Source organism: Bradyrhizobium sp. P5_C12 (genome assembly GCF_054049735.1).
In genome coordinates this window covers 116,562-143,396 of sequence record NZ_JBFULU010000015.1, presented here as the reverse complement: position 1 = coordinate 143,396, position 26,835 = coordinate 116,562, and the positions used below count along the sequence as shown (strand labels likewise).

29 protein-coding genes are annotated in these 26,835 nt (G+C 65.2%); 17 read left to right on the top strand and 12 right to left on the bottom strand.

Going from position 1 to position 26,835, the window contains the following annotated elements; genetic code table 11:
- The first annotated feature begins 221 nt into the window (after positions 1 to 221).
- A complete protein-coding gene (locus ACXJMY_RS16345) occupies positions 222 to 365 on the top strand; it encodes a hypothetical protein (RefSeq protein WP_456620354.1) in 144 nt (47 codons plus the stop codon).
- An 18-nt stretch (positions 366 to 383) separates the two neighbouring features.
- On the opposite strand, the gene ACXJMY_RS16340 is transcribed toward ACXJMY_RS16345, so the two are convergent.
- The 3 genes from ACXJMY_RS16340 to ACXJMY_RS16330 all read right to left on the bottom strand — a co-directional run bounded on the left by ACXJMY_RS16340 (position 384) and on the right by ACXJMY_RS16330 (position 4,092).
- Positions 384 to 1,589, bottom strand: coding sequence for an LLM class flavin-dependent oxidoreductase (locus ACXJMY_RS16340; RefSeq protein ID WP_456620353.1), 1,206 nt, complete (start codon positions 1,587 to 1,589; stop codon positions 384 to 386).
- A gap of 56 nt (positions 1,590 to 1,645) precedes the next feature.
- Positions 1,646 to 2,884, bottom strand: a complete 1,239-nt coding sequence (locus tag ACXJMY_RS16335; protein WP_456620352.1) for an acyltransferase family protein — start codon at positions 2,882 to 2,884, stop codon at positions 1,646 to 1,648.
- A gap of 89 nt (positions 2,885 to 2,973) precedes the next feature.
- On the bottom strand, positions 2,974 to 4,092 hold the full coding sequence (locus tag ACXJMY_RS16330) for a helix-turn-helix domain-containing protein (protein WP_456620351.1): 1,119 nt from the start codon (positions 4,090 to 4,092) through the stop codon (positions 2,974 to 2,976).
- Between the two features lie 220 nt (positions 4,093 to 4,312).
- On the opposite strand from ACXJMY_RS16330, the gene napE reads away from it, so the two are divergent.
- The 6 genes from napE to ACXJMY_RS16300 all read left to right on the top strand — a co-directional run bounded on the left by napE (position 4,313) and on the right by ACXJMY_RS16300 (position 9,889).
- Positions 4,313 to 4,495: a periplasmic nitrate reductase, NapE protein gene (napE, locus tag ACXJMY_RS16325; RefSeq protein ID WP_456620350.1), complete on the top strand. Its 183-nt coding sequence runs from the start codon at positions 4,313 to 4,315 to the stop codon at positions 4,493 to 4,495.
- Positions 4,496 to 4,521: 26 nt separating this feature from the next.
- On the top strand, positions 4,522 to 4,851 hold the full coding sequence (locus ACXJMY_RS16320; RefSeq protein WP_456620349.1) for a chaperone NapD: 330 nt from the start codon (positions 4,522 to 4,524) through the stop codon (positions 4,849 to 4,851).
- Between the two features lie 17 nt (positions 4,852 to 4,868).
- The gene (gene napA / locus ACXJMY_RS16315) at positions 4,869 to 7,382 is read left to right on the top strand and encodes a nitrate reductase catalytic subunit NapA (RefSeq protein WP_456620348.1); all 2,514 of its coding nucleotides are present in this window, start codon (positions 4,869 to 4,871) and stop codon (positions 7,380 to 7,382) included.
- Positions 7,379 to 7,849 (top strand): nitrate reductase cytochrome c-type subunit, encoded by a 471-nt coding sequence (locus ACXJMY_RS16310; RefSeq protein ID WP_456620347.1) that lies wholly within the window; start codon positions 7,379 to 7,381, stop codon positions 7,847 to 7,849. Before napA ends, ACXJMY_RS16310 begins: the two co-directional genes overlap by 4 nt.
- Positions 7,846 to 8,499 (top strand): NapC/NirT family cytochrome c, encoded by a 654-nt coding sequence (locus ACXJMY_RS16305; protein ID WP_456620346.1) that lies wholly within the window; start codon positions 7,846 to 7,848, stop codon positions 8,497 to 8,499. Before ACXJMY_RS16310 ends, ACXJMY_RS16305 begins: the two co-directional genes overlap by 4 nt.
- Positions 8,500 to 8,773: 274 nt before the next feature.
- The gene (locus ACXJMY_RS16300) at positions 8,774 to 9,889 is read left to right on the top strand and encodes an ATP-dependent DNA helicase (RefSeq protein WP_456620345.1); all 1,116 of its coding nucleotides are present in this window, start codon (positions 8,774 to 8,776) and stop codon (positions 9,887 to 9,889) included.
- Positions 9,890 to 10,010: 121 nt separating this feature from the next.
- On the opposite strand, the gene ACXJMY_RS16295 is transcribed toward ACXJMY_RS16300, so the two are convergent.
- On the bottom strand, positions 10,011 to 11,693 hold the full coding sequence (locus tag ACXJMY_RS16295) for a caspase family protein (protein WP_456620344.1): 1,683 nt from the start codon (positions 11,691 to 11,693) through the stop codon (positions 10,011 to 10,013).
- Between the two features lie 248 nt (positions 11,694 to 11,941).
- Between ACXJMY_RS16295 and msrA the strand changes: the two genes are divergently transcribed.
- The 4 genes from msrA (at position 11,942) to ACXJMY_RS16275 (ending at position 13,872) form a co-directional block, all read left to right on the top strand.
- Entirely contained in the window at positions 11,942 to 12,646 is a 705-nt protein-coding gene (gene msrA / locus ACXJMY_RS16290) for a peptide-methionine (S)-S-oxide reductase MsrA (RefSeq protein ID WP_456620343.1), read from the top strand.
- Between the two features lie 30 nt (positions 12,647 to 12,676).
- Positions 12,677 to 13,096: a peptide-methionine (R)-S-oxide reductase MsrB gene (gene msrB / locus ACXJMY_RS16285; RefSeq protein ID WP_456620342.1), complete on the top strand. Its 420-nt coding sequence runs from the start codon at positions 12,677 to 12,679 to the stop codon at positions 13,094 to 13,096.
- A gap of 108 nt (positions 13,097 to 13,204) precedes the next feature.
- Positions 13,205 to 13,369: a DUF3309 family protein gene (locus ACXJMY_RS16280; RefSeq protein ID WP_456620341.1), complete on the top strand. Its 165-nt coding sequence runs from the start codon at positions 13,205 to 13,207 to the stop codon at positions 13,367 to 13,369.
- Positions 13,370 to 13,581: 212 nt separating this feature from the next.
- Positions 13,582 to 13,872 carry a hypothetical protein gene (locus ACXJMY_RS16275; protein ID WP_456620340.1) on the top strand — a complete coding sequence of 97 codons (291 nt, stop codon included), beginning with the start codon at positions 13,582 to 13,584 and terminating at the stop codon, positions 13,870 to 13,872.
- Positions 13,873 to 14,008: 136 nt separating this feature from the next.
- On the opposite strand, the gene ACXJMY_RS16270 is transcribed toward ACXJMY_RS16275, so the two are convergent.
- Together ACXJMY_RS16270 and ACXJMY_RS16265 are read right to left on the bottom strand one after the other, a co-directional pair.
- A complete protein-coding gene (locus ACXJMY_RS16270; RefSeq protein WP_456620367.1) occupies positions 14,009 to 14,545 on the bottom strand; it encodes a DUF4112 domain-containing protein in 537 nt (178 codons plus the stop codon).
- Positions 14,546 to 14,606: 61 nt separating this feature from the next.
- Complete coding sequence (locus ACXJMY_RS16265) at positions 14,607 to 15,032, bottom strand: DUF5413 family protein (RefSeq protein WP_456620339.1); 426 nt, start codon at positions 15,030 to 15,032, stop codon at positions 14,607 to 14,609.
- A gap of 147 nt (positions 15,033 to 15,179) precedes the next feature.
- On the opposite strand from ACXJMY_RS16265, the gene ACXJMY_RS16260 reads away from it, so the two are divergent.
- The gene (locus ACXJMY_RS16260) at positions 15,180 to 15,425 is read left to right on the top strand and encodes a hypothetical protein (RefSeq protein ID WP_456620338.1); all 246 of its coding nucleotides are present in this window, start codon (positions 15,180 to 15,182) and stop codon (positions 15,423 to 15,425) included.
- Positions 15,426 to 15,681: 256 nt separating this feature from the next.
- Positions 15,682 to 15,948 carry a hypothetical protein gene (locus ACXJMY_RS16255; protein WP_456620337.1) on the top strand — a complete coding sequence of 89 codons (267 nt, stop codon included), beginning with the start codon at positions 15,682 to 15,684 and terminating at the stop codon, positions 15,946 to 15,948.
- A 178-nt stretch (positions 15,949 to 16,126) separates the two neighbouring features.
- Here ACXJMY_RS16255 and ACXJMY_RS16250 read toward each other — a convergent pair whose 3' ends face one another.
- On the bottom strand, positions 16,127 to 17,752 hold the full coding sequence (locus ACXJMY_RS16250) for a hypothetical protein (RefSeq protein ID WP_456620336.1): 1,626 nt from the start codon (positions 17,750 to 17,752) through the stop codon (positions 16,127 to 16,129).
- Positions 17,753 to 17,789: 37 nt separating this feature from the next.
- Positions 17,790 to 19,082, bottom strand: coding sequence for an adenylosuccinate synthase (locus tag ACXJMY_RS16245; protein WP_456620335.1), 1,293 nt, complete (start codon positions 19,080 to 19,082; stop codon positions 17,790 to 17,792).
- A gap of 421 nt (positions 19,083 to 19,503) precedes the next feature.
- Here ACXJMY_RS16245 and ACXJMY_RS16240 point away from each other — a divergent pair, with 421 nt between their 5' ends.
- The gene (locus ACXJMY_RS16240; protein ID WP_456620334.1) at positions 19,504 to 20,436 is read left to right on the top strand and encodes a DMT family transporter; all 933 of its coding nucleotides are present in this window, start codon (positions 19,504 to 19,506) and stop codon (positions 20,434 to 20,436) included.
- A 112-nt stretch (positions 20,437 to 20,548) separates the two neighbouring features.
- Here ACXJMY_RS16240 and ACXJMY_RS16235 read toward each other — a convergent pair whose 3' ends face one another.
- On the bottom strand, positions 20,549 to 20,953 hold the full coding sequence (locus tag ACXJMY_RS16235) for a VOC family protein (protein WP_456620333.1): 405 nt from the start codon (positions 20,951 to 20,953) through the stop codon (positions 20,549 to 20,551).
- Between the two features lie 54 nt (positions 20,954 to 21,007).
- A complete protein-coding gene (locus ACXJMY_RS16230; RefSeq protein ID WP_456620332.1) occupies positions 21,008 to 21,412 on the bottom strand; it encodes a hypothetical protein in 405 nt (134 codons plus the stop codon).
- Between the two features lie 73 nt (positions 21,413 to 21,485).
- Between ACXJMY_RS16230 and ACXJMY_RS16225 the strand changes: the two genes are divergently transcribed.
- Positions 21,486 to 22,106 carry a TetR/AcrR family transcriptional regulator gene (locus tag ACXJMY_RS16225; protein ID WP_456620331.1) on the top strand — a complete coding sequence of 207 codons (621 nt, stop codon included), beginning with the start codon at positions 21,486 to 21,488 and terminating at the stop codon, positions 22,104 to 22,106.
- A 40-nt stretch (positions 22,107 to 22,146) separates the two neighbouring features.
- On the opposite strand, the gene ACXJMY_RS16220 is transcribed toward ACXJMY_RS16225, so the two are convergent.
- Positions 22,147 to 22,536, bottom strand: coding sequence for a DUF1330 domain-containing protein (locus tag ACXJMY_RS16220; protein WP_456620366.1), 390 nt, complete (start codon positions 22,534 to 22,536; stop codon positions 22,147 to 22,149).
- Between the two features lie 161 nt (positions 22,537 to 22,697).
- On the opposite strand from ACXJMY_RS16220, the gene ACXJMY_RS16215 reads away from it, so the two are divergent.
- Complete coding sequence (locus ACXJMY_RS16215) at positions 22,698 to 23,567, top strand: DMT family transporter (protein ID WP_456620365.1); 870 nt, start codon at positions 22,698 to 22,700, stop codon at positions 23,565 to 23,567.
- Positions 23,568 to 23,666: 99 nt separating this feature from the next.
- A complete protein-coding gene (locus ACXJMY_RS16210; protein ID WP_456620330.1) occupies positions 23,667 to 24,644 on the top strand; it encodes a Bug family tripartite tricarboxylate transporter substrate binding protein in 978 nt (325 codons plus the stop codon).
- Between the two features lie 280 nt (positions 24,645 to 24,924).
- Here the strand turns inward: ACXJMY_RS16210 and ACXJMY_RS16205 are convergent, their stop codons facing one another.
- The gene (locus ACXJMY_RS16205; RefSeq protein WP_456620329.1) at positions 24,925 to 26,610 is read right to left on the bottom strand and encodes a methyl-accepting chemotaxis protein; all 1,686 of its coding nucleotides are present in this window, start codon (positions 26,608 to 26,610) and stop codon (positions 24,925 to 24,927) included.
- Between the last annotated feature and the right edge of the window lie 225 nt (positions 26,611 to 26,835).

Below are 26,835 nucleotides of genomic sequence, written 5' to 3'. Positions count from 1 at the left end.
TTCACAGTCAGCCAACATCTTCGACATAGCCGCGGGCGATCTCAGTGCACGGCGACCGGAACCTACCTTCGCTCGATATTCGGGCGTCGGGCATAGGTCATGTTGCCGCGCGATCAAACCGCGCGCGACGAAACGTAGCATTGTCCTTGTGCGCGAAGGCACGTCCTTTCGACGGAGCGTATTTTATCGCTGGTGGACACCCGCTCGATGGAGGCCAGCGCATGCTTGAGCTCTGGAACCGCTGGTACGACACCCTGGCCTCGGTGGAGGCGCTTGCCACGGTCATCGTCATTGTCCTGGTGGCGACCGGCGCGATTACGCTGGCTGAAAATCGGCGGCCAAAAACGCGTCCGACAAAGGATTGATTTTGGCGAGTGCGCGCCCTACCCCGCCACCACCCTCGCCGGGGCGACGTTGACCGCGAGCTTGCCGTAGCGGTCGGTGAAGGCCTGGGTGTCGATCTCCTCGAGCTTGATCTCGCCGCTCATGACGCTCCTCTTCCAGGCCGCCTGCGCCGGATCGTTCTGGAACTCCGGCATCACCTCGCGGCCGAACAGCTCGAGCGATTCGCAGATGTGCTCGTGGCTGTTCTTGCCCGCTTGATTCAGCAGGATGACCTGGTCGATATGCGAGCTCTGGAAGCGCTTGAGCTTCCTGCGGATGGTGTCGGGCGAACCGATCAGGCCGCCGCGCAGCGCCGCCTCCTGCGCCTCCGGATTGTCGCGCTTCCACTTGTTGTACTCGTCCCACATGTTGACGGTGTAGGGCGCGGGCCGCTGGCGGTTCTGCGATGCGCCGTAGAAGCGCAGCGCGAACTGGAAGAAGGTGGCACCGTCGGCGCGGGCGCGCGCCTCTTCATCCGTCCTGGCGCACATGAAGAACGACACCAGCGCCATGTTCGGATTGATCTCGTAGTCGGCGAGCTTTGCGAGTCGCTTGGTCATCGCATTGTAATAGGCGTGCACCCAGGCATGGGCGGCATCCGCGCTGACGAACTGGAAACCGAGCGCGCCAAAACCGTGTCGCCCGGCGCGCTCGATGGTCGGCAGCTGCGAGCAGGCCATCCACAGCGGCGGATGCGGCTTCTGCATCGGCTTCGGCACGACATTGCGCAAGGGGATGTCGAAATACTTGCCGTGGTGCTCGCTGCCCGCGTCCTTGAACATCGGAAAGATTGYGGCTACGGCCTCCTCGAACACCTCCTTCTTGGTCTCCATGTCGCGGCCGAACGGCTCGAGCTCGGTGATGGAGGCGCTTTCCCCCATGCCGAATTCGCAGCGGCCGTTCGAGAGCAGGTCGAGCACCGCGACGCGCTCGGCGACGCGCGCGGGATGGTTGGTGGTGAGCTGAAGGATGCCATGGCCGAGCCGGATGTTCTTGGTGCGCTGACTCGCGGCGGCGAGGAAGGATTCCGGCGAGGGCGAATGCGAATATTCCTCGAGGAAATGATGCTCGACGACCCAGGCGTGGTCGTAGCCGAGCTGGTCGGCGAGTTCCAGCTGCGAGAGCGCGTTCTGGTAGAGCTTGAGTTCGTCACCAGCCACCCAGGGCCGCGGCAGTTGCAGCTCGTAGAAGATGCCGAACTTCATGACGCCTCTCCCGCTTATTCTTGTTGCGGGCATCTTAATGAGCGGGGCGGCGCTGTCTACGCAGTCGCAATTCCGCCTTGCGGGAGAACACGCCGCACGGCGCGGCGGCCATTCAGGATCGCACCAATGAAGGTGAAGCGCACCAGCCAATGATAGCTTGCCAGCATCGCCGGAATTGCGACGACGAGAATGACGGCAAACTTGATCAGCCCGGGCCAGTCGAGTTGCGACAGCACGACCTGCAGCGCCATCACGATCGGCATGTGGATCAGATAGAGCCAGTAGGACGCATCGGCGAGGTAGCGCCAGGTCGGGCTGAAGCCGGACATGAAGCGAAGCGCGAGACCGATGGCCGCGAAGGTCGATATCCAGATCGCCGGTGCATAGAGGATCGCGGAGACAAGCCTGAGCGTGGCAGCGCTGAAGGGCAGGTTCGGCGCACCCGGCGCGGACAGGATCACACCCGAGAGCACGAAGCTGATCAGGATCAGCACGACCGCAAGCAGGAGATGCGGGAGCCAGCGTCGCTCGAGCAGCCGCAGCAGATCGACCTGCCGATGCAACAGCCAGCCGACCCCGAAGGCGGTGCCGAAGCCGATCCAGGCCTGCGCGTTGGTGATGAGCGATTGATCCGGGGTCCTCACCCCCATCACATTGATCCAGCGCTGGTCGAGACAGAAAGCGATGCCGATCGGGATCGCCAGAAGCAGGGGGGCCAGCGGGCTTCGCACGATCCCAGCGAAGACACGGTCGATGACCGTTCGCAGCGTGGCGGAGGCATCAAGCCAGACAATTGCGCCGCGCAGCAGGAGCATCGCAACGTAGAGCTCCAGCAGCACATAGAGGAACCAGAGATGCGTCAGGGGGAAATTCGGCAGCACCGGCGGCCAATTGCGCATGCCGGGAGTCGGACCGCCATTGGGAAAGCCGGAGGCCCAGATGACCACCAGAGCCATCGGCGTAAACACGATCGGCCAGCCGATCACGAACGGGAGCCCGATCCGCTGCAACCTGTCCCTGACAAAGCCCCAGCTCCCCCGGCGATGGAAACTCATGCGGGCAAAGAAACCGGCCATCAGGAAGAAGGTCGTCATCCGGAAGACGTGGATGGTGAAGGTCAGCAGGCCCAGGAGGAGGCTTGGATGGGTGTCCTGGATGAACCAGAACCGGGGCGTGGCGGGCACGAACGACATTGCCGCGTGCAGGACGATGCCGAGCAGAAGGGCGCCGCCCCTGAGCGCATCAAGGGCGTGCAATCGTTCCGATGCGGGGGCGACGGCGGTCGTATGTGACATGGACGGGGCTCATGCTGGCTGGTGAGGGGTTTCTCGCCGGACAGTCTGCCCAATCGGGGCGCGGCCCTCTCGCCCGATCCAAAAATCGGCTAGCCGATTTCTCGGCGCGGCTGGCTGATCCCGGGATCGCAGTCGGTTTCCGGCGGGGTCAGCGCCTCGCGCCGGAATTCGGTCGGGGTCACGCCGGTTTCGGCCTTGAAGGCGCGATTGAACGGTCCGATCGACTGGAACCCTGCATCCATGGCGATGGTCAGCACCGGGACCTCCCGTTGCGCCGCATCGGACAGCGCCAGCTTGGCATCCTCGATGCGATAGCGATTCAGGAACGCGTTGAAGTTTCGATAGCCCAGCCCTTCGTTGATGGCCTGGCGCAGCCGGTGCTCGGGAACGTCGAGCCGTGCCGCCAGCGCGCCGATCGCAAGACCCTCCTGCCGGTAGGTTCGTTCCACGGTCATCAGATAGTCGAGGCGCCGCAACAGGATTGGATCGACGACGACACGGCTCGTGGGAGCACGATCGGCCCCGCGCACATCGCCGGATGCGATGGCCGACGTGGCGTCGTTGACGGCGGCGGCCGGCTGGGTGGCGAAAGCACCCAATCCGGCGAGCATCGCCACCACGAACAGGCCGAGCGCGGTCGGGAGACTGCCGGGCGCGCCGGGAACCGCGACGGGAATTGCGGCGAAGCCGGCGACGGCGACGGCCGCGATGAGCACGACGTTGATCGCAAGCATCGCCAGCCGCAGTCGGCGGCGCCGTGCGACCAAATCGGCCCGCCAGGTCTTGACCGTCTGAACCGCGGCAGCGAGGGCCAGCACCAGGGTAGCCAGCGCCAGGACTCGCCCGCCTGCGCCAGCCAAAGCGGGCCAGTGCGCCCAGCTCAGCGTGATCGCGAACCCATAGGCCACGATGCTTAGCCACAGGGCGCCGTGCCACCGCTTCAGCACGAAATCGTCGTCTAACGCCGCGCGCGCCCACAACCAGAATACGGCGGGCTGGGCGGATAGGATCGGCAACGTCCACCACCAAGTCATTTTGGGGAAGTTGGGCGCGGTCACAATCGCATAGAATATGCCGCCTGCGCACATCGCGATGCCCAGCAAAACCTGTTGGCCGGTCGCACGACGCAGCAATGCGATGAGAATGATCAGCAGGAACACACCGCTCGTCGCACCGCGCAGCCCAAGATCGATGGCCGTGAGCCCCATCCCGTTCACACCCTGGGAACCCCATTCGAGAGCTCAACTCTCGCATCGCCTTCGCGCATGCACAACCCAAACTTGCGGCTTTGGCCACTGCTGCGGTCCCCGCTGCAAGTCGATGAATTGATCCAGATCAACGCGTTAACGGCTCGAACGCATCTAAGGTACGGCAAGGCAACGGCCCGGATGCCGTCCCGATTCCCATACCATTTCAAAGAGACCGAATATGTCGGCCCCTGACGACACGACTGGGCGCGTGCGCCGTAAGCGCATGGAGATTTTTGCGTTCCTGTTTCTGACCGCGGTCGTGATGCCCGTCCTCGCAGTCGGAACGGTCGGCTCCTACGGCCTCGCCGTCTGGATCTACCAGATGGTCGCAGGGCCTCCCGGTCCGCCACCCCCGCATTGATCCCCGAACAGCGAAAGACAGGCACCATGGTCCAAGGCTTACTCAACAAAGCCAAACTCAACCGCCGCGCATTGATCACCGGCCGGGTGCTCAGCACCGAGCGCATCGTTCCGCCGCCGGGCTGCGAGATCGCCAGCATCATCGTCCAGGCGCGTCCCGAGCGCCTCGCCGAGGTCGAAGCCGGGATCACCGCGCTTCCGGGCTGCGAGATCCACGGCCGCGACGCGCGCGGAAAACTCGTCGTCGTGACCGAGGCGCCCGACGCCGGCAGCCTCGGCACCCTGCTCAACACCATCCATTCGCTGCCGCACGTCTATTCCGCGGCGCTCGTCTTTCACGCCATCGAAACGACCTAACGGCCGGGAGAGCCATCATGACGTCACCCAAGCTCGACCGCCRCCAGATGCTGAAGCTGGAGGCCGCCGCGATCGCGGCTGCCGCCGCGGGCATGCCGGCGCCGGCGCTCGCCGCCAATCTCGTCACCGAGCGCGACACATCCGAATTGAAATGGGACAAGGCCGCCTGCCGTTTCTGCGGCACCGGCTGCTCGGTGATGGTGGCGACCAAGGACAACCGCGTGGTCGCCACCCACGGCGACATCAAGGCCGAGGTCAATCGCGGCCTCAACTGCGTCAAGGGCTACTTCCTCTCCAAGATCATGTACGGCCATGACCGCCTGACCCAGCCGATGCTGCGCAAGGCGAACGGCAAATACGACAAGAACGGCGAGTTCACGCCGGTGTCGTGGACCGAAGCTTTCGACATCATGGAGACGAAGTGGAAGGAAGCGATCAAGAAGCGCGGGCCGAACGGCGTCGCCATGTTCGGCTCCGGCCAGTGGACGATCTGGGAAGGCTATGCCGCCTCAAAGCTGTTCAAGGCCGGCTTCCGCACCAACAACATCGACCCCAATGCGCGGCACTGCATGGCCTCCGCCGTGGCCGGCATGATGCGCACCTTCGGCATCGACGAGCCGGCCGGCTGCTATGACGACATCGAGGCGACTGACGCCTTCGTGCTGTGGGGCTCCAACATGGCGGAGATGCACCCGATCCTGTGGACGCGTCTCGCCGACCGCCGGCTGTCCGCGCCGCATGTCCGCGTCGCCGTGCTCTCGACCTTCGAGCACCGCTCGTTCGACCTCGCCGACATCGGCATGGTGTTCAAGCCGCAGACCGACCTCTATCTCCTCAACGCCATCGCCAACCACATCATCAAGACCGGGCGCGTCAACAAGGATTTTGTCGCCGCGCATACGATCTTCAGGCGCGGCCAGACCGACATCGGCTACGGCCTGCGGCCCGAGCATCCGCTGCAGAAGAAGGCAACGGGCGCGGCCAAGGCCAACGACTCCACCGACATGAGCTATGACGAGTACGTCAAGTTCGTGTCGGAGTACACGCTGGAGAAGGCCGCCGAGATGTCCGGCGTGCCGCTCAACCGGCTGGAGGCGCTTGCCGAGCTCTACGCCGATCCGAAGACAAAAGTGGTCTCGTTCTGGACCATGGGCTTCAACCAGCACACCCGCGGCGTCTGGTGCAACAACCTCGTCTACAACATTCATCTTCTGACCGGAAAGATCTCCTCGCCCGGCAACAGCCCGTTCTCGCTGACCGGCCAGCCCTCGGCCTGCGGCACCGCGCGCGAGGTCGGCACCTTCTCGCATCGCCTGCCGGCCGACATGGTCGTCACCAACAAGGAGCACCGCGCCAAGACCGAGCACATCTGGCTCCTGCCCGAAGGCACCATTCCCGACAAGCCCGGCGCGCACGCTGTGCTGCAAAGCCGGATGCTGAAGGACGGCCTGATCAACGCCTATTGGGTGCAGGTCAACAACAACCTCCAGGCCGGCCCCAACGTCAACGAGGAGACCTATCCGGGCTTCCGTAATCCCGACAATTTCATCGTGGTCTCGGATGCCTATCCCTCCGTCACCGCGCTCGCCGCCGATTTGATCCTGCCCACCGCGATGTGGGTGGAGAAGGAAGGCGCCTATGGCAATGCCGAGCGCCGCACGCAGTTCTGGCACCAGCTCGTCACCGCGCCGGGCGAGTCCAAGTCCGATCTCTGGCAGCTGATGGAGTTCTCGAAGCGCTTCAAGATCGAGGAGGTCTGGCCGGAGGAACTGATCGCCAAGAAGTCGGACGTTCGCGGCAAGACGCTGTTCGACGTGCTCTACAGGAACGGCCAGGTCGACAAGTTCCCGGCCTCGGAGATCGAGCAGGGCTATCTCAACGAAGAGTCGAAGGCGTTTGGCTTCTACGTGCAGAAGGGACTGTTCGAGGAATATGCCTCGTTTGGCCGCGGCCACGGCCACGACCTCGCGCCGTTCGAAAGCTATCACCGCGAGCGCGGCCTGCGCTGGCCCGTCGTCAACGGCCAGGAGACGAAGTGGCGCTTCCGCGAGGGCAGCGATCCCTACGTCAAGCAGGGCACTGACGTGCAGTTCTACGGCTATCCGGACGGCAAGGCGCGCATCTTCGCGCTTCCTTACGAGCCGGCGGCGGAGTCGCCGGACAGCGAGTATCCGTTCTGGCTCTCGACCGGCCGCGTGCTGGAGCACTGGCATTCCGGCACCATGACGCGCCGCGTGCCCGAGCTCTACAAGGCCTTCCCCGAGGCCGTCTGCTTCATGCATCCCGACGATGCGCAGGAGGCAAAGTTCCGGCGCGGTGACGAAGTGAAGGTGGTCTCGCGCCGCGGCTTCATCCGGGCCCGCGTCGAGACCCGCGGCCGCGACCGGCCGCCGCGTGGCCTGGTGTTCGTGCCGTGGTTCGACGAATCCAAGCTGATCAACAAGGTGACGCTGGACGCCACCGATCCGATCTCGCTGCAAGCCGATTTCAAGAAGTGCGCCGTGCGCATCGAGCGGGTGGGCCTGTCATGACCAGACGATTTGCAATTGCCGTGCTCGCGGTCGCGATTGCCGCCGGCGCGAGCTCGCTGACCGCGCAGACGGTGACATCGGGCCTGCGCGGCCCGGCCCCGCTCAATGACGAGGGGCCGGCGCCGCCGATGCTGCCGAACCGCAACACCTCCGAGCGGGAGGTGCGCAACTATCCGGAGCAGCCGCCGGTGATCCCGCATACGATCGACGGCTACCAGGTCGACCTCAACGGCAACAAGTGCCTGTCCTGCCACGCGCGGGCGCGCACCGCGGAATCGCAGGCGCCGATGGTCTCGATCACGCATTTCATGGATCGCGACGGCCAGTTCCTGGCATCGATCTCGCCGCGGCGCTTCTTCTGCACCGAGTGCCACGTGCCGCAGAACACCGCCACGCCGCCCGTCAGCAACGACTTCACCGACATCGACACGCTGCTCTCGCGCGCAAGCCCCGGTGGCCGCCGATGACGACGGCTGCTGACGAGCCCAAGGGAAAGGTGGAAGCCAAGCGCAGCTTTGTCCTGCGAAGCTGGGACTTTGCGCGCGAGCTCTGGCAGGTGCTGATCCGGCCGAGCTCGGTGTTCGGGCTCGGCGTGCTGGTGCTGGCGGGCTTTGCGGCCGGCGTCATCTTCTGGGGCGGCTTCAACACCGCGCTGGAATTGACCAACACGGAGAAATTCTGCACCGGCTGCCACGAGATGAAGGACAACGTCTTCGCCGAGCTGAAATCGACCATCCACTTCAGCAATCGTTCTGGCGTGCGCGCGACCTGCCCGGACTGCCACGTGCCGCACAACTGGACCGACAAGATCGCGCGCAAGATGCAGGCCTCCAAGGAGGTCTGGGGCAAGATTTTTGGCACGATCGATACACGGGAGAAATTCCTCGATCACCGGCTCGAGCTCGCGGCGCATGAATGGGCGCGCTTCAAGGCCAATGATTCGCTGGAATGCCGCAACTGCCACAGCGCCGATTCCATGGACATCACCAAACAGTCGCCGCGGGCCTCGGTGGCGCACCAGCGCTTCCTGTTCACGGGCGAAAAGACCTGCATCGACTGCCACAAGGGCATCGCCCACCACCTGCCCGACATGCGCGGCGTTCCCGGCTGGCAATAGGGCGATCTGTCGGCAAGGTCCGAGCAAGCGCCTCGTCCCTCGAGACGACCGCTTCGCGGTCTGCTCAGGATGAGGCTCAGCGGCATCTTGGCCTGCCGAAACTGCCGCCACGCACTCCGCCCTCATCCTGAGGGCCCGCCAAAGGCGGGCGTCTCGAAGGATGGCCGCAGAGAAGCAGCCTTGAAATGCGCTTGCCCCGCGCTTGAACCGGCGGGGCGAATGGTTAGTTTTGGGGGATGGCGAATCGGTCGATTTCGCACCTCTCAAGACAGATATGGCCACATTCACCCCGCATCAGGATGCCGCGCTAAAAGCCGTTGGCGACTGGCTCAAGGCAAAACCCGGCCGCAACGGCACGCCGCCGGTGTTCCGGCTGTTCGGCTTTGCCGGCACCGGCAAGACCACGCTGGCGCGGCACATCGCCGACGGCGTCGACGGCGAGGTGAAGTTCGCAGCCTTCACCGGCAAGGCCGCGCTGGTGATGCGCAACAAGGGGTGCGACGACGCCTCCACCATCCATTCCCTGATCTACCGGGCCCGCGAATCCGGCGAGGAGCAGCCGAGCTTCGAGCTCTGGGACGACGCGCCGGCCTCCAAGGCCAAGCTGATCGTGATCGACGAATGCTCGATGGTCGATGCCGAACTGGGGCGCGATTTGATGTCGTTCGACTGCCCGCTGCTGGTGCTGGGCGATCCCGCGCAGCTGCCGCCGATCCAGGGCGGCGGCTTCTTCACCAACACCGAGCCCGACGCGATGCTGACCGAAGTGCATCGCCAGGCGCAAGACGACCCGATCGTGCGGATGTCGATGGACGTCCGCGAGGGCCGCGAGCTCGACATCGGCCGCTACGGCGAGAGCGAAGTGGTGTCGCGCAAGGAGCTCGATCCCGACCGCGTCATGGGCGCCGACCAGGTCCTGGTCGGCCGCAACAACACGCGACGCGCGTACAATATGCGGGTGCGCCAGCGCCAGAACTTCGAGGACACTTTTCCGGTCGCCGGCGACAAGCTGGTCTGCCTGCGCAACAACCGCAAGAAGGGCCTGTTCAACGGCGGCCTGTGGCGCGTGAAGTCGCGCAACACCTCGCGCTCGAAATCGCGCATCCTCAGCATGCGGCTGTCGCCGGATGAGGACTTCGGCCACAAGGTGACGAAGGTCTCGGTGCGCGCCGACTGCTTCGAAGGCGGCATCGAGCAGATCGCCTGGGAGCAGCGCAAGCCCTATGACGAGTTCGACTACGGCTACGTGCTGACCGTGCACAAATCGCAGGGCTCGCAATGGGACGACGTCGTGCTGTTCGACGAGAGTTTTGCGTTTCAGGATTCCAGGGCGCGGTGGCTCTACACGGGGATCACGCGCGCGGCGAAAAGATTGAGTATTGTGGTGTGAGGCTGCCTACCCCGTCATTCCGGGGCGGCTCGAAGAGCCGAACCCGGAATCTCGAGATTCCGGGTTCGATGCTCCGCATCGCCCCGGAATGACGAGTTGAGTTGCTCTGCAACTCAATTCGTCACTTCCCCGCCACAAAATAAAAATCCTCCCGCCCCGGCGGAGAGCCGTACGTGAACGGCTGCTGGCCGTGCTTGGTTGCGGACCAGACGTCGTCGCGGACGATGTCGAACAGTTTTCGGATCTCGACGCGCGGCTCCTTGATGTCGCGAGCGAGCGCGGTGGCGAAGGGGCTGTTGGCGCCGCCGTCGCCGTCTATCGCGGTCTCGCCGTGCTTGGCGGCGTAGACCACCATGAACCCCGCACCGGGCTCGATGTTGGAAAAGCCCTTGTCGACCAGCTTGAGCGACAGCGTGCGCTGCATGGTCGGCGCGAACGGATTGTCGCGGCAGGCATCCAGGATCACGAGCCGCACCTTGCGGGCTGCCCCCACGGCTGCGATCACCTGCTCCAGCGCCACCGCTTCGGTCTCGGCGTCCTTGTCGGCCGAAAGCTTGGCGTCGATCGGAACCAGATAGTTCACGCCGCCGATCTCGAACCCGTGGCCGGCATAATAGACCATCGCCCAATCCGCCTTCTCCGCTTCCTCCGCAAATGCCTGGAGGGTCTGGAAGAACTTGTCGCGGGTCAGGTCGCTGGTCGACATCACGGTCTGGAAGCCGAGATCGTGCAGCACGGTTGCGATCAGCTTGGAGTCGCGCGGCGGATTCGGCAGCGCATGGACGTTCTTGTAGGCGCCGTTGCCGATCACCAGCGCGACGCGGCGCCCGGTCGCCCCGGCCGGCGCCTGCGGCGTCAGCGCGGCGAGCCGTTCCTGCGCGATGGCGCGGGCACGCGCGACGTCGAGCTCATCGAACTTCGTCAGCGAATAGGCGGCCGCGCGATAGTCGGCGCGCGCCTGGGCGAGATCCTTCCTGCGTTCGTAGATCTGGCCGCGGCCGGAATGAGCGCGGACATTGTTCGGGTTGATCTGGATGGCCGTATTGTAGTCCTTCAGCGCGGCGTCGAGGTCGCCCTTGATCATGYTGACATCGGCGCGATTGTTGATCGCGTAGACGTTTTTCGGCTGCTTCTCGATCAGGCCGTTGCAGTCGGCCAGGGCCAGGTCGAACTTACCCATCATGCCGTAGGTGATGCACCGGTTGCCGGCGATCTGCGGTGCGTTCGGATCGATCTTCCCGGCTTCGGCGAAATCGGCGATCGCGCCGTCGAAATCCTTCATCAGCGTGCGCACGCGCGCGCGGTTGGTGTAGCCGAGCAGGAACTTTGGCGCGTATTTGATCGACAGGTTGAAATCGTCGAGCGCGCTTTGCAGCGCGTTCCGGCGCAGATGGATGACGCCGCGATTGTTGTAGGGGACACCGTAGGTCGGGCGTTTCTGGAGGGCGAGGTTGTAGTCGGCCATCGCGAGGTCGTCCTGGCCCTTGCGCTCGTAGGCGAGCCCGCGCAGGTTGAGCGTCACGACATTGTCGGGATCGAGATCGACGGCCATGGACAGGGTCTCGATCGCGTGGGCGTAGTCGCGCTTGTTGACCAGCGTATTGCCGCGCACGGTGAGCGCGATCGCCTTGTCCTTGCCGGCGAGCCGGTCGGCGTTGAGCAGGTTGTCGCAGGCCGGCGCCCTGGCCTGCATGTCCGCCTGGCGGTCGCGGCAAAGGGCGAGATCGTCGGGTTGGGGATCGGCCGCGGCGATCGAGACGCAGGCGGCGAGGGCGAGGAGTATCAGGGGAACGACGCGCAGCATGTTGTCGGATCTGCTCCAGCCACCACATTTCTAAGTCGATCATCGATCGCGCGGGTTCATCTAGCCCGGAGATCCCGGCCCCGCCAAGCCGGCTATTTGACCGGCGCTTTTCACAGCCTCGTGTCCGTCCCGGCGTAACAATCGCCGGCCGCGCCCGTATCTCAGATGACCGGAAATGCGGCCGGGCAGGCTGTTCGCCCGACCCCAACCGCCCTAGACTTGTCACACCTTTCGAAAGAGGATCCGCCATGCGCCGACCCGCCCTCCTGACCCTGCTCGCCGCCACCACCGCACTGACGCTGGCCTTTGCCCTGCCGTCCCGGGCCGCGGAGGATGCGGTCGTGATCCCCGCCCCCGCCATGGATGCGGCACCCGCGAGCGGGATCCAGACCGCCGTGATCGCCGGCGGCTGCTTCTGGGGCGTGCAGGGCGTATTCCAGCACACCGCAGGCATCGTCAACGCGGTCTCCGGCTATGCCGGCGGCAGCAAGGCAACCGCCGACTATCGCAGCGTCTCGTCCGGCACGACGGGCCACGCGGAATCGGTCGAGATCAAATACGACCCGAAGAAGATCTCCTACGGCAAGATCCTCCAGATCTACTTCTCTGTGGCGCACGACCCGACCCAGCTCAACCGCCAGGGCCCGGACACCGGCACGCAATATCGCTCGGCGATCTTCACCACCTCCGACGAGCAGAAGAAGGTGGCGGAGGCCTATATCGCCCAGCTCAACGGCGCCAAGGTCTTCAACAAGCCGATCGTGACCAAGGTCGGCGCGCTGGAGGCGTTCTACCCGGCGGAAGCCTATCACCAGGACTATCTGACGCTGCACCCGAACCAGCCCTACATCGCCTACAACGACATTCCGAAGGTCGAGAACCTGAAGAAACTGTTCGCGGATAACTATATTGACAAGCCGACGCTGGTGAGTGCCAGCAAGGCCACCAACTGATCGCGAGATCATCGCAACAACGGGAGAGCCATGCCCGACACCAAGACGAAAACCACGGACGACAAGGTCATCAAGAGCGACGAGCAGTGGCGGCAGGAATTGTCGCCGATGCAATATGCGGTGCTGCGGGAAAAGGCGACCGAGCGTCCCTTCTCGGGCGAGTATGAGCACGACCACCGCGCCGGCACCTATGTCTGCGCCGGCTGCGGCAACGTGCTGTTCGAGTCCGACGCCAAGTTCGATTCCGGCTGCGGCTGGCCGAGCTTCACGCAGCCCGCCGCCGAGAGCCATATCGACGAGGAGCGGGATGTCAGCCACGGCATGATCCGCACCGAGGTGCTCTGCGCCAAGTGCAGCGGCCATCTCGGCCACGTCTTCCCCGACGGCCCCGGGCCGACCGGCCTGCGCTACTGCATCAATTCGGCGGCGCTGAAGCTCGAGCCGAAATAAACGTTGCGCGCCGCCGGGTTCCGCCATGGAACCCGGGGGCGCGATGTGCTTTTCTTCTCTGGCGGCGCGGCCGATCAGCGCATTTCGGCGACCGCCAGGGAGGATGCCATGACCCTTGGGACCATCCTGATCATCCTGGTGATCATCTATCTCGTCGGCGGCCTGTCGGGCCGGGTCGGCGGCTACGGCTATGGGATGGGCCATTCCGGCATGGGGATCGGCGGCGTCGTGCTCGTGGTGCTGCTCGTGCTGCTGCTCCTCGGCAAACTGTAAACCATTTAAGTAATTGTAATTGCTTCGTTTATTTTGATTGCGGGGCTGCCATGCGCGGATTCATCATCTCCGTTCGCAGGGGTCGCAATTTTGTCAAAACAGCCTATATTAGAGAGCGAAAATGACAGGCACGGCGGGCCCGCCCGATTGCGGCCTTCGCCCCCAAACCCCACGCGCTTAAAGCCCCAGAGAAGATCACGAGGTCTTTGACCATGCGTCCACTGCGTCCGTTCAACTTCAACACTTCCGCCGAACTCTTCCCCGCCGCGATCCGCAAGAAGAAGCGCGCGGGCTTCACCTATCGCCGGTTCGGCACCGCGGCCGAAGCCGTGCAGTTCGCGATGGAGCAGTTGCCGACGGATTCGCTGAACGGCGCCTATCTGCAGGTCGAGGAAGCGCGCTTCGACCAGAACGGCATCCGCTCGCTCTATGAGAGCGAAGCCTTCCCGCTGCCCCGCCGCCGCAAGCCGGCGGAGACGAACACCGACGCCGACGCGGCGTAAGTTTTTCGCAAGCCTCCGATGTGCGCAGAAAGCGCGATGGCCGAAAGGCTGTCGCGCTTTTTGCGGTTCTGGCCCGTGCTCTTCCTTCTCCCTCGCCCCGCTTGCGGGGAGAGGCGAAGAAAGAAGGCCTCCACTTCTACATGCGCGGCTGCTTGTCGAGCCAGCGCCGCAACAGGCGGACGTTGCGCATGTTGGCGCGGAACATGACGTCGAAGGCGTCGCCCGCGAATGGCACAATGCCGACCACGCCGTCGACCGCGACATTCCCGAGCATGCGCGCCGTGAGGTACCAGGGGGCGCCCAGCGCGCGGGCCTCACGCACCAGCCACAGCGAGATCGCGGTCGTGATGATGTCGCCGACGACCGGGATCAGCCCGATCAGGCCGTCGATGCCGTAGCGGATATTGGTGCCGGGCACGATGAAGGCGACGTCGAGCAGCTTTGCGATCGCCTCGATCCGCGCGATCCGCTGCTCGCGCGTCAGATTGCCGAACGGATTGCCTTGCCCGAATTCGAAGCGAAATTCGCGAAACCCCTGCTCCAGCGTTTCGGGACGGATCTCGTGGCCTTCCTGGTCGATGATCGGCCCGCGCGCCTCGGCGCCCGGGGAGGTCGTGCGGCTCCCTGAGCGGGATCGGCGCGGAGCAAGAATGTCGTCGTCGGACATGGTCATGGCCTTCAAGGAACGCGCCAGCGAGGCGGAGGTTGCCGCGGCGCGGTCGAAGGTCGCGCCCTCAGGTCGAGGCCGCGGCTGGATGCGGCTCCTCGACATATTTGTGCACGAGCCAGGATGACACCACCGCCGGCACAAATCCGACCAGGCCGTAGAGGATGAACTGCACCGCGCCGGAATCCGGCCCGCGCGAGCTGTAGGTCAGCGAGGCCAGGATGAAGGCGAAGGCGCCGACCAGCAGCATCCGCAGCACCGGGCCGATCCGCCTGATGTGGATCAGGATGTCGTCGACCGCGCCGATCATCAGCGAGGGCAGGAAGCCGAACAAATAGCTGTATTGCAGGGTCTTGAAGAACACCACGAACAGCTTGCCGACCTCGCCGAGACTGGTCTGGGCCCAATAGCCGGACTGATAGGTCGTCGTCAGCAGCAGCAGGAACCCGCCTACGAACGGACCGACGAGCGCAAACACCAGATAGCGTTTCATCAAGTACCCTCATCCTTCGCCGCCGTTATAGCAGCGCCGCGGGAACCTTGAATAGCGGGCAGCGGGCTATGCCCGCCGGGGGAACAAGCGGCAAAGCGACGAGTTCAGACAGGACCTGAAATTCACCCGTCAGATTTGGAGCCACCGATGTCCCGCAAACTGTTGTTCCTGGCGACCATTACCCTGACAGCCCTGGGCGGCCTGTCGAACGCGCCCGCTTTCGCGCAAGGCCATGCCGGCACGTCGCAGGAGCAGCAGGCCTGCTCGCGCGATGCTTCGCGGCTGTGCCGCAAGGACCTCGGCAATGACGGTGCGGTGCAGAGCTGCCTGCAAGCAAACCGGGCCAAGCTGTCGAAATCCTGCAGCAAGGTGTTCGCGAGTCACGGCATGTGATGCACGTCCGCATTTTGCGTGACGAACGCGCAACAATTGCGAATTCATTCGCGCCGCCCATTGCAGCTCTTTGACAATGGCGCATACTTCGCTCGGGCGGCGCAGCACTTTTCGATTCGAACATCACGAGAGATCGAGCACCACATGCGGGATTTAATTCCCAGCGTGATGGTTGCGACATGCGGCAAATCAAGCTGCGTGCGGCGCCCCAATAATCAAGCGGTTCACATCCGTGGAACTCGGGGACGCATCTCTCATGACACGCTACCAGACCATCGCCACACTCTTCGCCTTCGCCACCACCGCCATCGCATTCCAGACTTCGCCCGGCCTCGCCTTCTCATCCGAAGCACAGCAGATGTGCACAGGTGATGCGATGCGGCTGTGCTCGAGCGAAATTCCCGACATCCCGCGCGTCAGAGCCTGCATGGTGCGGAACAAGGCGAATGTGAGTCCCGGCTGCCGCGCCGTGATGGACCGCGAGCACGCAGCATCGCGCAAGCGGGAAGCGGCGGCGCAGTAAGCGCCGGATCGATTTCGATTAGATCGCCGCTGGCACTTCACCTCTCCCGCAGGGAGAGGTCGGAGCGCATCGAAAGATGCGATCCGGGTGAGGGGTTACAGTCTCACCAAATGCTGCGGCCCCTCACCCGGATTGCTTCGCAATCCGACCTCTCCCCGCTGGGGAGAGGTGAGCAGGACTAATCGCCCCACTGCGCGAAGGCCTCGTTGAAGGCGCGCTCGCCGGGGGCGCCCTTCTCGATGGCGATGATGGCGCGGCGCTGGTTGGCGTAGACCAGCGGCACGTCGAACCAGGAGCGCTCCTTCAGGAGCTGGACGTTGCGGGCGCGGTCGGCGTCGACGTTGGAGAGGCCGACCAGGAAGAAGCCGTCGGTGACCTTGACCGCGAGCCCCGCGAGCGGGGTGCCGCGCGCCTGCTCGTTCGACTTCATCAGGATGCCCGGCACGTTGGAGACGCTGCCGCCGGAAAAATCCTGCGGCAGGACGAAAGTCAGCTCCGCGGTGTGGCTCGCCGGCAGCGACGAGTCGGTGTTGCGGCGGAACGACATCGTCATCTTGAACTTGCGGTCGGGAATCTCGATGTCGGCGCGCACGGCGACGTCGGCCTTCTGGTTGCCCGACGCCTTGATCGGCTCGAGCCGCCACACCACCGAGCCGACATATTGCTTGCCCTTCGGGTCGGACGGATCCTCGTCATAGAGCACGACCTTCTGCGCCACCGGCGCGACCGGCTGATCGCTCGAGGGCTGGCCGACACGATCCGGAATCTTGGGCTTGCTCTGCGGCTGCGACGGATCCTTCGGCGCTTCCACCACCTGGGTGGTCGAGGACTTGAACAGGCCGCTCACGGTCTGGACCAGCTGTTTGCCCCAGAGGATGCCGGCGCCGACCAGGATCAGCACGATGCCGACGGCGATCGCGCTCTTGAACGGGAAGATGGAGCGCGAGCGGGCGCGCTTCTTGGCCTCGCGCTCGGGCGCGATGCGCGGGCGCTGCGATTGCGGCGGCGGCGCGTAGCGCTCGGCCTCCTCCATCGACTCGTCATAGGAGTAGGGCGCGTCCGGCTCGCCGACCCGGTTCTCCAGGCTCGGCTCCAGCCGGTCGAATTCCGGCGAGGGCGACGGCACGTTGGCGTAGGTGCGGCGCGCGGCGCGGTTGGCCTGCGCGGCGGCGCCGCCGAGATCGTTGACGTCGGCGGTGATGTCGCGGAAGCCGCGCACACCGGGCGATTGCGGCAGCGGCGGCGGCGGTCCGACATCCGGTGGACGGCGACCGCCGGAGCGATCGCGTCCGGCTGGCGGTGGAGCCGGCGGCTCCGGCATCGGGGGCGGCGCGGACGGACCCGGCTGGCGCGGCGCGTCGAACCGCGGAGCCCGCGGCGGACGCTGGGCGTCGCCCTGGTCGTCGACGTTGAAGGACGGGCGGTCCGCACGGGGGGGCGGCGGGGCCGGACGGGTGCGCGGCGGGGCCGCCGGCTGGGACGCGGCCGGGTTGCCCTCGGTGGCGCGGGTGCTGGCCCGGCGGAAGGCGTCGCCGCTGCCGCCGCTGCTACGGGCGCCGCCACCGCCTGGGCGCGAGGCCTCGCGGGCGCGCTGGGCGGCCTCGGATTCGACCTTGCGAACGGCCTCCTCCAGCGACAGCCGTTCGCGGGTGATCTCGGATTCGGAGAGCGGCGGCTGCACGCTGCGGAGCTGTGCGATCAGCGCCGTGCGCGCCCGCTCATAGAGCGCGCGACGGCTTTCGCCGGGAGCGTTGGGATCCAGGGCGGCAATAGCGCGGGCGATCAGCGGATAGTAATCAGCCATTTCAACTCAACTATGCGCACGTCCCGGTAAGATATCGTTAAGCCTCAAACGGATTTTGCACCAGGATAGTATCCTCGCGTTCGGGGCTGGTGGAAAGCAGTGCGACCGGGCACCCGACCAATTCCTCGATCCGGCGGACATATTTGATGGCCTGGGCCGGCAGTTGCGCCCATGACCGGGCGTTCGCGGTCGGCTCCTTCCAGCCCTCGATGGTCTCGTAGATCGGCTCGACCCGGGCCTGGGCGCCCTCGCCGGCCGGGAAATGGTCGATCTCCTTGCCGTCGAGTCTGTAGCCGGTGCAGACCTCGATCGAATCAAAGCCGTCGAGGATGTCGAGCTTGGTCAGCGCCAGGCCGTTGATGCCGCAGGTCCGGACCGCCTGGCGGACCAGCACGGCGTCGAACCAGCCGCAGCGGCGCGGACGCCCGGTATTGGTGCCGAACTCGCGGCCGCGCTCGCCGATCTTGCGGCCGATCGCGTTGTCCTGCTCGGTCGGGAACGGCCCCTGGCCGACGCGGGTCGTATAGGCCTTGCACAGGCCGAGCACATAGCCGACGGCGCCCGGTCCGAGGCCGGAGCCGGTCGCGGCCTGCGCCGCCACCGTGTTGGACGAGGTGACATAGGGATAGGTGCCGTGGTCGACGTCGAGCAGCGCGCCTTGCGCGCCTTCGAACAGCATGCGCTTGCCTTCGCGGCGCTTGATGTCGAGCAGCCTCCACACCGTCTCGGCATAGGGCAGAAGCTGCGGCGCCAGCGCGGTCAGCTCGCGCAGGATATCCTTGCCGTCGAATTCCGGCAGGTTGAGCCCGCGGCGTAATGCATTGTGGTGAGCAAGGAGCCGGTCGATCTTGTGCGGCAGGGTGTCGAGATCGGCGAGATCCATCAGGCGGATGGCGCGGCGGCCGACCTTGTCTTCATAGGCCGGTCCAATGCCGCGGCGGGTGGTGCCGATGGCGGTCGCCGCATTGGAGGACTCGCGCAAGGCATCGAGCTCGCGGTGCAGCGGCAGGATCAGGGTGACGTTCTCGGCGACGCGCAGATTGTCCGGAGAGATCGCGACGCCCTGCGCCCGCAGCTTGGTCACCTCGTCGAGGAAGGCGGTGGGATCGAACACCACGCCGTTGCCGATCACGGACAGCTTCTGGTCGCGCAGCACGCCGGAGGGCAACAGCGCGAGCTTGTAGGTCTTGCCGTTGATCACCAGCGTGTGGCCGGCATTATGGCCGCCCTGGAAGCGGACGACGATGTCCGCCTGCTCCGACAACCAGTCGACGATCTTGCCCTTTCCCTCGTCGCCCCACTGGGCGCCGACGACGACAACATTGGCCATTCGCGGGTAATCCCTATGCAAACTGTCTCTAAGCGGCATGATCCTCCCGGAAAACGGGTGCCCACTTTTCCGGGATCATGCCTGCGCCCAGCCCAAGTCACGGCCGCGGCCGCTCGCATGCGAGGCAGCCCAACCGGATAAAGGAAGCGGCCCCTCTAGGCAAGCAAGAAGGGGGCTTTTTCGAGGTCGGGAAGGCAGTCCAAGCCTTTGATATCCCCTTAAAATCCTGCAACCTTCGGGGCCGGCGCCATGGCTTCGACCAAAGCCTCAGAAACCGCATCCGCGGTTGCATGGTCGCGATGCATCCGCCCCCCGTTGATGCAACCGCGATTTCCGTGTCTTTGAACGGGCCGGGTCTGAACCGGCCCGGGTGCCGCCGGGCCGGGGCCTTGGCGCATGACGCGGGGCCATAACAATCACAATGTCCGCCACCGACCAGACCACGGGCGCCGCCACACCCGGCCACAACTGGATCGCCAACCAGCCTTACCTCCTGCTCAGCATCACCGCGCTGTGCTGGGCCGGCAACGCCATTGTCGGCCGGCTCGCCGCCGGCCACATCCCGCCGGTGACGCTGTCCTTCCTGCGCTGGTTCTTCGCCTTCCTGCTGGTGCTGCCGTTCGCCTGGAAGCATCTCGCGCGGGACTGGCCCGCGATCCGCAGCAAGCTCGGCCTGATGGTCACCCTCTCGATCACCGGCATCGGCGCCTTCAACACCCTGCAATACTGGGCGCTGGAGCATACGCAGGCGCTCAACACCCTGCTGTTGCAGTCGTCCGCGCCGCTGATCGTGGCGCTCTGGTCGCTGGCCATCCTCGGCGTCCGGCTCACGGGCGCGCAGGCGTTCGGCGTTCTGCTCTCGATGTGCGGCGTGCTGACGATTCTCCTGCACGGCGATTTCACCACGCTGTCAAACATCGACTTCAACAAGGGCGACCTGATCTTCATCGTCGCGCTGATCTTCTTCGCGCTATATTCGGTGCTGAGCCTGAAGCGGCCGGCGATGCATGGCCTGTCGTTCCTCGCCTTCACCTTCGGCTGCGGCGCCGCCTGTCTCATTCCGCTGGAGATCTGGGAGCTCTACGCGCGTCCCGTGATGAAGCTCGACGGGCCGAACCTGCTGACCCTGTTCTATGTCGCAGTGTTCCCCTCGACGCTCGCCTATCTCTGCTTCAACCGCGGCGTGAGGCTGATCGGCGCCAACCGCGCCGCGCCGTTCTTCCACGTCGTGCCGGTGTTCGGCTCGATCATGGCCATGATCTTCCTGGGCGAACACCCGCAGGCCTTCCACTTCATCGGCTTCGCGCTGGTGCTGTCGGGCGTATTCGTGGCGTCAAGGAAGCAGACGACCTAGTCTCCGGAGCGCGTGTTGGGACTTGATTCATGGCGGCACGAGAAGGCCCCGCCATGAGTGATGTGTATCGGCTTTCGACGGCGCGGATGCGCCGGATTGAAATCGTCTGCGATCAAGCGTTCGCCGATGGGTTCATCCATACCAGCTCCCAGACATAGCCATCTCGGTCTTCAATGTGCCGGTTGTACATGAAGCCAAGGTCCTGTGCCGGGTTGGGATCGGCTCGACCGCCCGCAGCCACGGCGCGAGCCAGCGTTGCATCGACGGCATCGCGGTCCTCGACCGTAAGAGCGAACATGGCCTGGCTGTCGAGCCGCGCGTCGCCGATCCTGCGCTGGGTGAATTGGCGATAGTGGTCGTGGGTCAGCAGCATCACGCCGATCACGTCCGTGAACATGAGCAAGGTCGAATCTGCGCCGGAGAATTGGGGATTCACCACGCCACCGAGCGCCACGTAGAACGCTGTCGATGCGGCGAGGTCGCGTACGGGCAGGTTCACCAGAATCATCTTGGACATCGCTTTTCCTTCAAAAAACGGCTGGACGCCGCATTATCGTCTCAACGTTCACTTTCAGATGTAGCGCGCGGCGCCCATGCAGAGCGCTGTGATGCCGAGCAGCGCCGCCGCCACGCGCTGTGCGGTCGCAATGCGTGAACGCATGGCCGCTGAATCGCCCGCGCCACGGCGCAGGGCGCGGACCGCGCGGGGGCCGATTGCCGCCTGAACGCCGACCGCGATCAACGCGCAGACCGCGCCGAGCGCCAGCACCTGCTCGGGCGTGCCGAAACTGCCAGCGTGGACGAGATGGCCGAGATAGGCCCCGGTCAGGATCGCGATCGTCGCTGCCCCGAGTTGTGGAAAGACGAGCTGCTCCCCACCGGCACCGCCGGTGCGCGCCAGCGCAAAGCTTGATCCCGCCCAGAACACGGACGACAACACATGAAGCGAGAGGGCGATCACGAGGGCAGTCTGCATGGCAAGCTCCAAACCGGCTTCTAAATTAGATATACAATATGTATAGTCAATACGTCAAGAGAGTGGCAACGGCATGCCGAAGCGCAGCTATGTGAGTTCGGTCCGGGCCTCCGCGTCGGCGGAGACGCGCGAACGCATCATCGCGGCCGGTGCCCGGCTGTTGCGAAAGGACGCGAGCATCGCGAACTTCTCCCTCGACGTGGTGGCGAAGGCGGCCGGCGTCACGCGGCTGACCGTCTACAACCAGTTCGGATCGCGGCGCGGATTGTTGGAGGCCGTGTTCGACGACATCGCACGTCAGGGCGGGCTGTTCGAGCTGGCCGAGGTGATGGCGATGGCCGATCCGCGCGCCGCGCTCGACCGCGTCGTCGCGATCTTCTGCACGTTCTGGGCGCACGACCCCGCCATCGGCGGGCTCAACCAGGCGATCGCGACCGATCCCGAATTCGGCGAGGCGCTGGTCGCGCGCAACGCGCGGCGGCGCGAGCTGCTGACAGGGCTGGTCGCGCGCATCACGGAGAAACGCGCGGCAAAGCGCGCCTTGCAGGACGCGGTCGACCTGATCTTCGTCCTGACGAGCTACCCGACCTTCGCAGCGCTGAGCCCGCAGCGATCGACCGAGGAGGTCTGCCGCCTGTTGCAGACGGCCTGCCGTGACGCGGTGCATGCGGTGACGCAGGAGCGGAAGAAGTGATTGCTCCCCCGTTCACCCTCCCCTGGAGCGTAAGCGCGCGCTACTTCGCTCTGAACTTGCTGTAGGCCTCGCGCGTCGCGATGATGACGTGTTCGGCGCAGCCATTGACGCGATGCGGATCGGCCTCTCGCGCGTAGGCCTCCGACGTCATCATGTCGAGGAAGGCCGCCACGGACGGATAGGAGACCAGCGCGACGAAATCCCATGCGTTGCCGTCGTGCGGACCGAGCGCGACCGCCTTGGCCTCACCTGTCCACAGCAGCGTGCCGCCGCGTGCCTTGATCATGGGCACTGTGACCGCGCTGTAACGAAGATAGGCGTCCCAGCCCGAACCGTCGCCGTCGCGCGAACGGGCGTGGAAGCGCATGAGGTTCAGCATCACCACAGGCGCATGCCGCTCGAGCCCTTCCAGGCCCTCGATGTTCAACATATTGACCGCCAATGGCACCTCCTCGGGTCATGCCTGCATTGTAGCATTGCGGCGGCGTGACTTGTGTCACGGCGGGAAACCGGCGCAAGACCGACGCCAATGAAGATCGCTTCGTCGCCGCCGCCAGCCTCGCGGCCAGTTGGCTCAATAACCAGCCCTATCTGCTGTTGAGCCTGAGCTCGCTGTTCTGGGCCGCCAACATCGTGCTTGCGCGCCATGTCGGCGCTCATGTGCCGCCGCTGACGGTGACCACGATCCGCTGGTTCGGCGTGTTCCTGATCCTGCTGCCGTTCTCATGGCCGCACCTCAAGCGCGACTGGCCGGCGCTACGCGCGAGCCTGCCGCTGATGCTGTTCCTGTCGCTGGTGGGTTTTGCCTTCAACAACGCGATCTCCTACTGGGCGTTGCAATACACCGAGGCGCTGAACGCGCTTCTGATCCAGTCGGCCGGACCGCTGTTCGTGGCGCTGTGGTCGCTGGTGCTGTTCGGCGTACGGCTGACGGCCGCGCAGCTTGCCGGCATCGCGATCTCGCTGGCGGGCGTCCTGATCATCATCCTGCGCGGCGATCTGGCGGCGCTCGCAAGCATCAGCTTCAACAGGGGCGACATCATGTTCGCCTCCTCGCTGGTGGCGTTCGGACTCTACTCCGCCTTCATCCCGCGCCGGCCCAAGGTCCATCAGCTCTCCTTCCTGTCCTTCACCACCTGCTGTGGCGCGATCATGCTGCTGCCCACCGCCGTCTGGGAGGCCTGGAGCGGCAATGTCATGCAATTCGATACCGTGACGCTGGCGACGCTGGGCTACATCCTGATCTTCCCCTCGACGCTCGCCTATCTCTTCTTCAACCGCGGCGTGGCGCTGATCGGACCGAACCGGGCCGCGCCGTTCTTCCATCTGGTGCCGGTGTTCGGCTCGGCGATGGCGATCCTGCTGCTCGGCGAAAAGCTCCAGCCGTTTCACCTGATCGGCTACGCGCTGGTGCTTGCGGGCGTCGTGATCGCGTCGCGTCAGGCCTCGACGGTGAAATAATTCCGCGCGGCGGATGCTGCGGGCGACAAACTCACGCCTTCCGGTTTCAACGCGGAAACGCTAGGTTCCCTGCCAATCAAGAAGAGGGAACGTCCAAACATGCTGTCATCGCTCATCCGGGGCATTCGCACCATCGGCGCGGTCGCGCTGTGTCTCGCCGCCGCCTCGCCCGCCCTGGCGCAAAACTATCCGAGCCGCAACATCACGCTGGTGCTGCCGTTCGCGGCCGGCAGCGGCACCGACACCACGACGCGGCTGATCTCGCAGCATCTTGCGCAGGCGCTCGGCGTCGGCATCGTCATCGAGAACAAGGCGGGCGCCAACGGCATGATCGCGGCGACCTTTGTCGCGCGCGCCGCCCCCGACGGCTACACGCTGCTGGTGACCACCAACACCACGCATTCGGCCAATCCCTATTTGCTCAAGAGCCTGACCTACGATCCGGTCAAGGACTTCACCCCGATCGCGCGCACCGGCGACCTGCCCTTCATGCTGGTCATTCATCCGGACGTGCCGGCGAAAACCGTCGGCGAGCTGGTCGCCTATGGCAAGGCCAATCCGGGCAAGCTGAGCTACGCCTCCGGCTCGTCGTCGGCGATCGTGTCGGGTGCGACCTTTGCGCACAATGCCGGGCTCGACCTGCTGCACGTGCCCTACAAGAGCTCGCCGCCGGCGCTCAACGACGTCATGGGCGGCCGCGTCTCGATGATGTTCGTGGACATCCTGACCGGCCTGCCGCACGTCCAGGGCAATGCGCTACGCGCGCTCGCCGTCACCACCAAGGACCGCTCGTCGCTGGTGCCGCAGCTGCCCTCGATGCAGGAGGCCGGCGTGCCGGACTTCGACATCTCCTCCTGGCAGGGCTATTTCGGCCCGGCCGGCATGCCGAAGGAGATCGTGACGCGGCTCAACGCCGAGATCCGGAAGATCGTCGAGAAGCCGGAGATCAAGGCCCAGCTCGCCACCCTCGGCATGGACGCCTTCTCCGGCACGCCGGAGCAGCTCGGCACGTTCGTGGGCGAGCAGCTCGTGCTGTGGGAGAAGCTGATCACGAATGCGGGGATCGAGAAGCAGTGAGCCTCCTGGAAAGCTGTCATCGTCCGCCTTGTGCGCAATTGCGCACTGGGGCGGACGATCCAGTATTCCAGAGGCGGCCGTGCTCAAGCCGAGAGGCCGCAGCGTACTGGATGCCCCGCCGTCGCGGGGCATGACAGTCGTAGGGTGGGCAAAGCGGAGCGTGCCCACCACCAGTCATACCGAACCCAAAAAGAAAGAGGTGGGCACGGCGCTCGCGCGCCTTTGCCCACCCTACGAATTCCGCTGGATGCCCCGCCTTCGCGGGGCATGACAGCGAGGCTTACGCCGCACGCACCTTGGCGAGGAAGCCATCGACCGCGCTGCGCAGGGCGCCGGACTGGGTGTCGAGCTCGCGGGCGTTGGAGAGCACGTCGCTCGCCGCGCTGCCGGTCGCTTGCGCAGCCGAGGTGACACTGCCGATATTGGCATTGATCTCGCTCGAGCCGGCCGCGACCGACTGGATGTTGCGCGCGATCTCGCGGGTCGCCTCGCCCTGCTGCTCGATCGACGCGGAAATGCCCGCCGTGATCTCGCTCATCTCGGCAATGGTCTGGGTGATGCCGCCAATCGCCGCGACCGCATCGCTGGTCGAGGTCTGCATCGCCGCGACCTGGGCGGAGATTTCCTCGGTCGCCTTTGCGGTCTGGTTGGCGAGCGCCTTGACCTCTGAGGCCACGACCGCGAAGCCGCGGCCGGATTCGCCGGCGCGCGCCGCTTCGATGGTGGCGTTGAGCGCGAGCAGATTGGTCTGCGCCGCGATCGAATGAATCAGCTTGACCACCTCGCCGATCTTCTCGGCGCCGGTGGACAGCTCCTGCACCGTGGCGTTGGTGCGCTCGGCATCGCTGACCGCACGGCTCGCCACTTCGGTCGAACGCGTCACCTGGCGGGAGATTTCCGCAACCGAGCTCGACAGCTCCTCGGCGGCGGCGGCGACCGTGCCGACATTGCCGGACGCCTTCTGCGACGCCGCGCCGACGGTCGCGGCCCGCGAGGAGGCATCGCTGGCGGTCGCGGTCATCGACTGCGCCGTGGTCTGCATGCCGGCTGCGGCCGAGGAGACCGAGCGGACTATGCCGTTGACGCTGCGTTCGAAGTCGCTGGCGATGCCTTCCATCGCGCTGCGACGTTCCGCCGCGGCGCGCTCCTTGGCCACGGCCTCGGTCTGCTCGAGGTCGCGGATCCGGACCGCGTTGTCCTTGAAGATCTGGACGGTGGCAGCCATCGCGCCGACCTCGTCGCCGCGGCCGACGCCGGGAATGTCGCCCTCGAGCTTGCCGTCGGCGAGATCCTTCATCCGGGTGCCGAGCAGCGCCAGCGGACGGCTGATGCTGCGGCCGATCATCCAGGCGACGCTGCCGGCGACAATGACGATGCCGAGCATGGCGAGGCCGAGCAGCCAGTAGACCGGGCCCATCTTGGCGTCGATGTCCTCGAGATAGGCGCCGGTGCCGAGATACATGTCGAAGCCGGGAACGGCGACGGCGTAGCCGAGCTTGCGGATCGGCTTGTCCTGGCCGGGCTTCATGTATTCATAGAACAGCAGGATTTCGCCATTGGCCTTGACCCCGTCCATGATCTCGCGGGACAGCTTGCGTCCATTGGTCTCGACGTCCATGCGGTTCTGGCCGATCACCTTCGGATCCGGCGCAAGCTGCGTGATGCCGTCATAGCTGGTGCCGAACAGGTAGCCGGAATTCTTGTCATACGTCATCGCGTTGCCGTAGCGGCGGAGATCCGCGAACGCGGCATCCTTGGTCATCTCGCCGGCGCTGACCCGCTTCATCAAGGTGGCGGCGTAGTTGCGCGCCAATTCGACGATCGCCTTGGTCTGATCGATGCGCGCGTTCACCATCTCCTGCTTCATCAAGTAGCCGGCAAGAACGCCGGACACGCACAGGCCGAACAAGGTGACGCCGACAAGAATGCCGAGCTTGGGGGCGATCTTCAGGTTGCTCAACTTCACTGGATGGCTCCGGAGATGGAGATAAAGGGATACGGGCGCGCGACTGACTCGATCGAAATTGAATCAACTTTTAGTGTGGGACCCATTAGCAACCTGTTACGACGGGCCCGTAGAAGCCCTGACCGGAGAGCGAAAACCGACAATATCCATCGCATCCGACAACCGGGAATTGTACGCACCCTCGGTGATTTCGCGTAAAAGACGCAAAGGCCCGCCCACAGGTGC

Excerpts from the sequence above, each read along its gene's own strand:
- ACXJMY_RS16345 (WP_456620354.1), top strand. The coding sequence starts at position 222 with ATGCTTGAGCTCTGGAACCGCTGGTACGACACCCTGGCCTCGGTGGAG.
- ACXJMY_RS16335 (WP_456620352.1), bottom strand. The coding sequence starts at position 2,884 with ATGTCACATACGACCGCCGTCGCCCCCGCATCGGAACGATTGCACGCC.
- ACXJMY_RS16330 (WP_456620351.1), bottom strand. The coding sequence starts at position 4,092 with ATGGGGCTCACGGCCATCGATCTTGGGCTGCGCGGTGCGACGAGCGGT.
- napE (WP_456620350.1), top strand. The coding sequence starts at position 4,313 with ATGTCGGCCCCTGACGACACGACTGGGCGCGTGCGCCGTAAGCGCATG.
- ACXJMY_RS16320 (WP_456620349.1), top strand. The coding sequence starts at position 4,522 with ATGGTCCAAGGCTTACTCAACAAAGCCAAACTCAACCGCCGCGCATTG.
- ACXJMY_RS16310 (WP_456620347.1), top strand. The coding sequence starts at position 7,379 with ATGACCAGACGATTTGCAATTGCCGTGCTCGCGGTCGCGATTGCCGCC.
- ACXJMY_RS16305 (WP_456620346.1), top strand. The coding sequence starts at position 7,846 with ATGACGACGGCTGCTGACGAGCCCAAGGGAAAGGTGGAAGCCAAGCGC.
- ACXJMY_RS16300 (WP_456620345.1), top strand. The coding sequence starts at position 8,774 with ATGGCCACATTCACCCCGCATCAGGATGCCGCGCTAAAAGCCGTTGGC.
- msrA (WP_456620343.1), top strand. The coding sequence starts at position 11,942 with ATGCGCCGACCCGCCCTCCTGACCCTGCTCGCCGCCACCACCGCACTG.
- msrB (WP_456620342.1), top strand. The coding sequence starts at position 12,677 with ATGCCCGACACCAAGACGAAAACCACGGACGACAAGGTCATCAAGAGC.
- ACXJMY_RS16280 (WP_456620341.1), top strand. The coding sequence starts at position 13,205 with ATGACCCTTGGGACCATCCTGATCATCCTGGTGATCATCTATCTCGTC.
- ACXJMY_RS16275 (WP_456620340.1), top strand. The coding sequence starts at position 13,582 with ATGCGTCCACTGCGTCCGTTCAACTTCAACACTTCCGCCGAACTCTTC.
- ACXJMY_RS16270 (WP_456620367.1), bottom strand. The coding sequence starts at position 14,545 with ATGACCATGTCCGACGACGACATTCTTGCTCCGCGCCGATCCCGCTCA.
- ACXJMY_RS16265 (WP_456620339.1), bottom strand. The coding sequence starts at position 15,032 with ATGAAACGCTATCTGGTGTTTGCGCTCGTCGGTCCGTTCGTAGGCGGG.
- ACXJMY_RS16260 (WP_456620338.1), top strand. The coding sequence starts at position 15,180 with ATGTCCCGCAAACTGTTGTTCCTGGCGACCATTACCCTGACAGCCCTG.
- ACXJMY_RS16255 (WP_456620337.1), top strand. The coding sequence starts at position 15,682 with ATGACACGCTACCAGACCATCGCCACACTCTTCGCCTTCGCCACCACC.
- ACXJMY_RS16250 (WP_456620336.1), bottom strand. The coding sequence starts at position 17,752 with ATGGCTGATTACTATCCGCTGATCGCCCGCGCTATTGCCGCCCTGGAT.
- ACXJMY_RS16245 (WP_456620335.1), bottom strand. The coding sequence starts at position 19,082 with ATGGCCAATGTTGTCGTCGTCGGCGCCCAGTGGGGCGACGAGGGAAAG.
- ACXJMY_RS16240 (WP_456620334.1), top strand. The coding sequence starts at position 19,504 with ATGTCCGCCACCGACCAGACCACGGGCGCCGCCACACCCGGCCACAAC.
- ACXJMY_RS16235 (WP_456620333.1), bottom strand. The coding sequence starts at position 20,953 with ATGTCCAAGATGATTCTGGTGAACCTGCCCGTACGCGACCTCGCCGCA.
- ACXJMY_RS16230 (WP_456620332.1), bottom strand. The coding sequence starts at position 21,412 with ATGCAGACTGCCCTCGTGATCGCCCTCTCGCTTCATGTGTTGTCGTCC.
- ACXJMY_RS16225 (WP_456620331.1), top strand. The coding sequence starts at position 21,486 with ATGCCGAAGCGCAGCTATGTGAGTTCGGTCCGGGCCTCCGCGTCGGCG.
- ACXJMY_RS16220 (WP_456620366.1), bottom strand. The coding sequence starts at position 22,536 with ATGTTGAACATCGAGGGCCTGGAAGGGCTCGAGCGGCATGCGCCTGTG.
- ACXJMY_RS16210 (WP_456620330.1), top strand. The coding sequence starts at position 23,667 with ATGCTGTCATCGCTCATCCGGGGCATTCGCACCATCGGCGCGGTCGCG.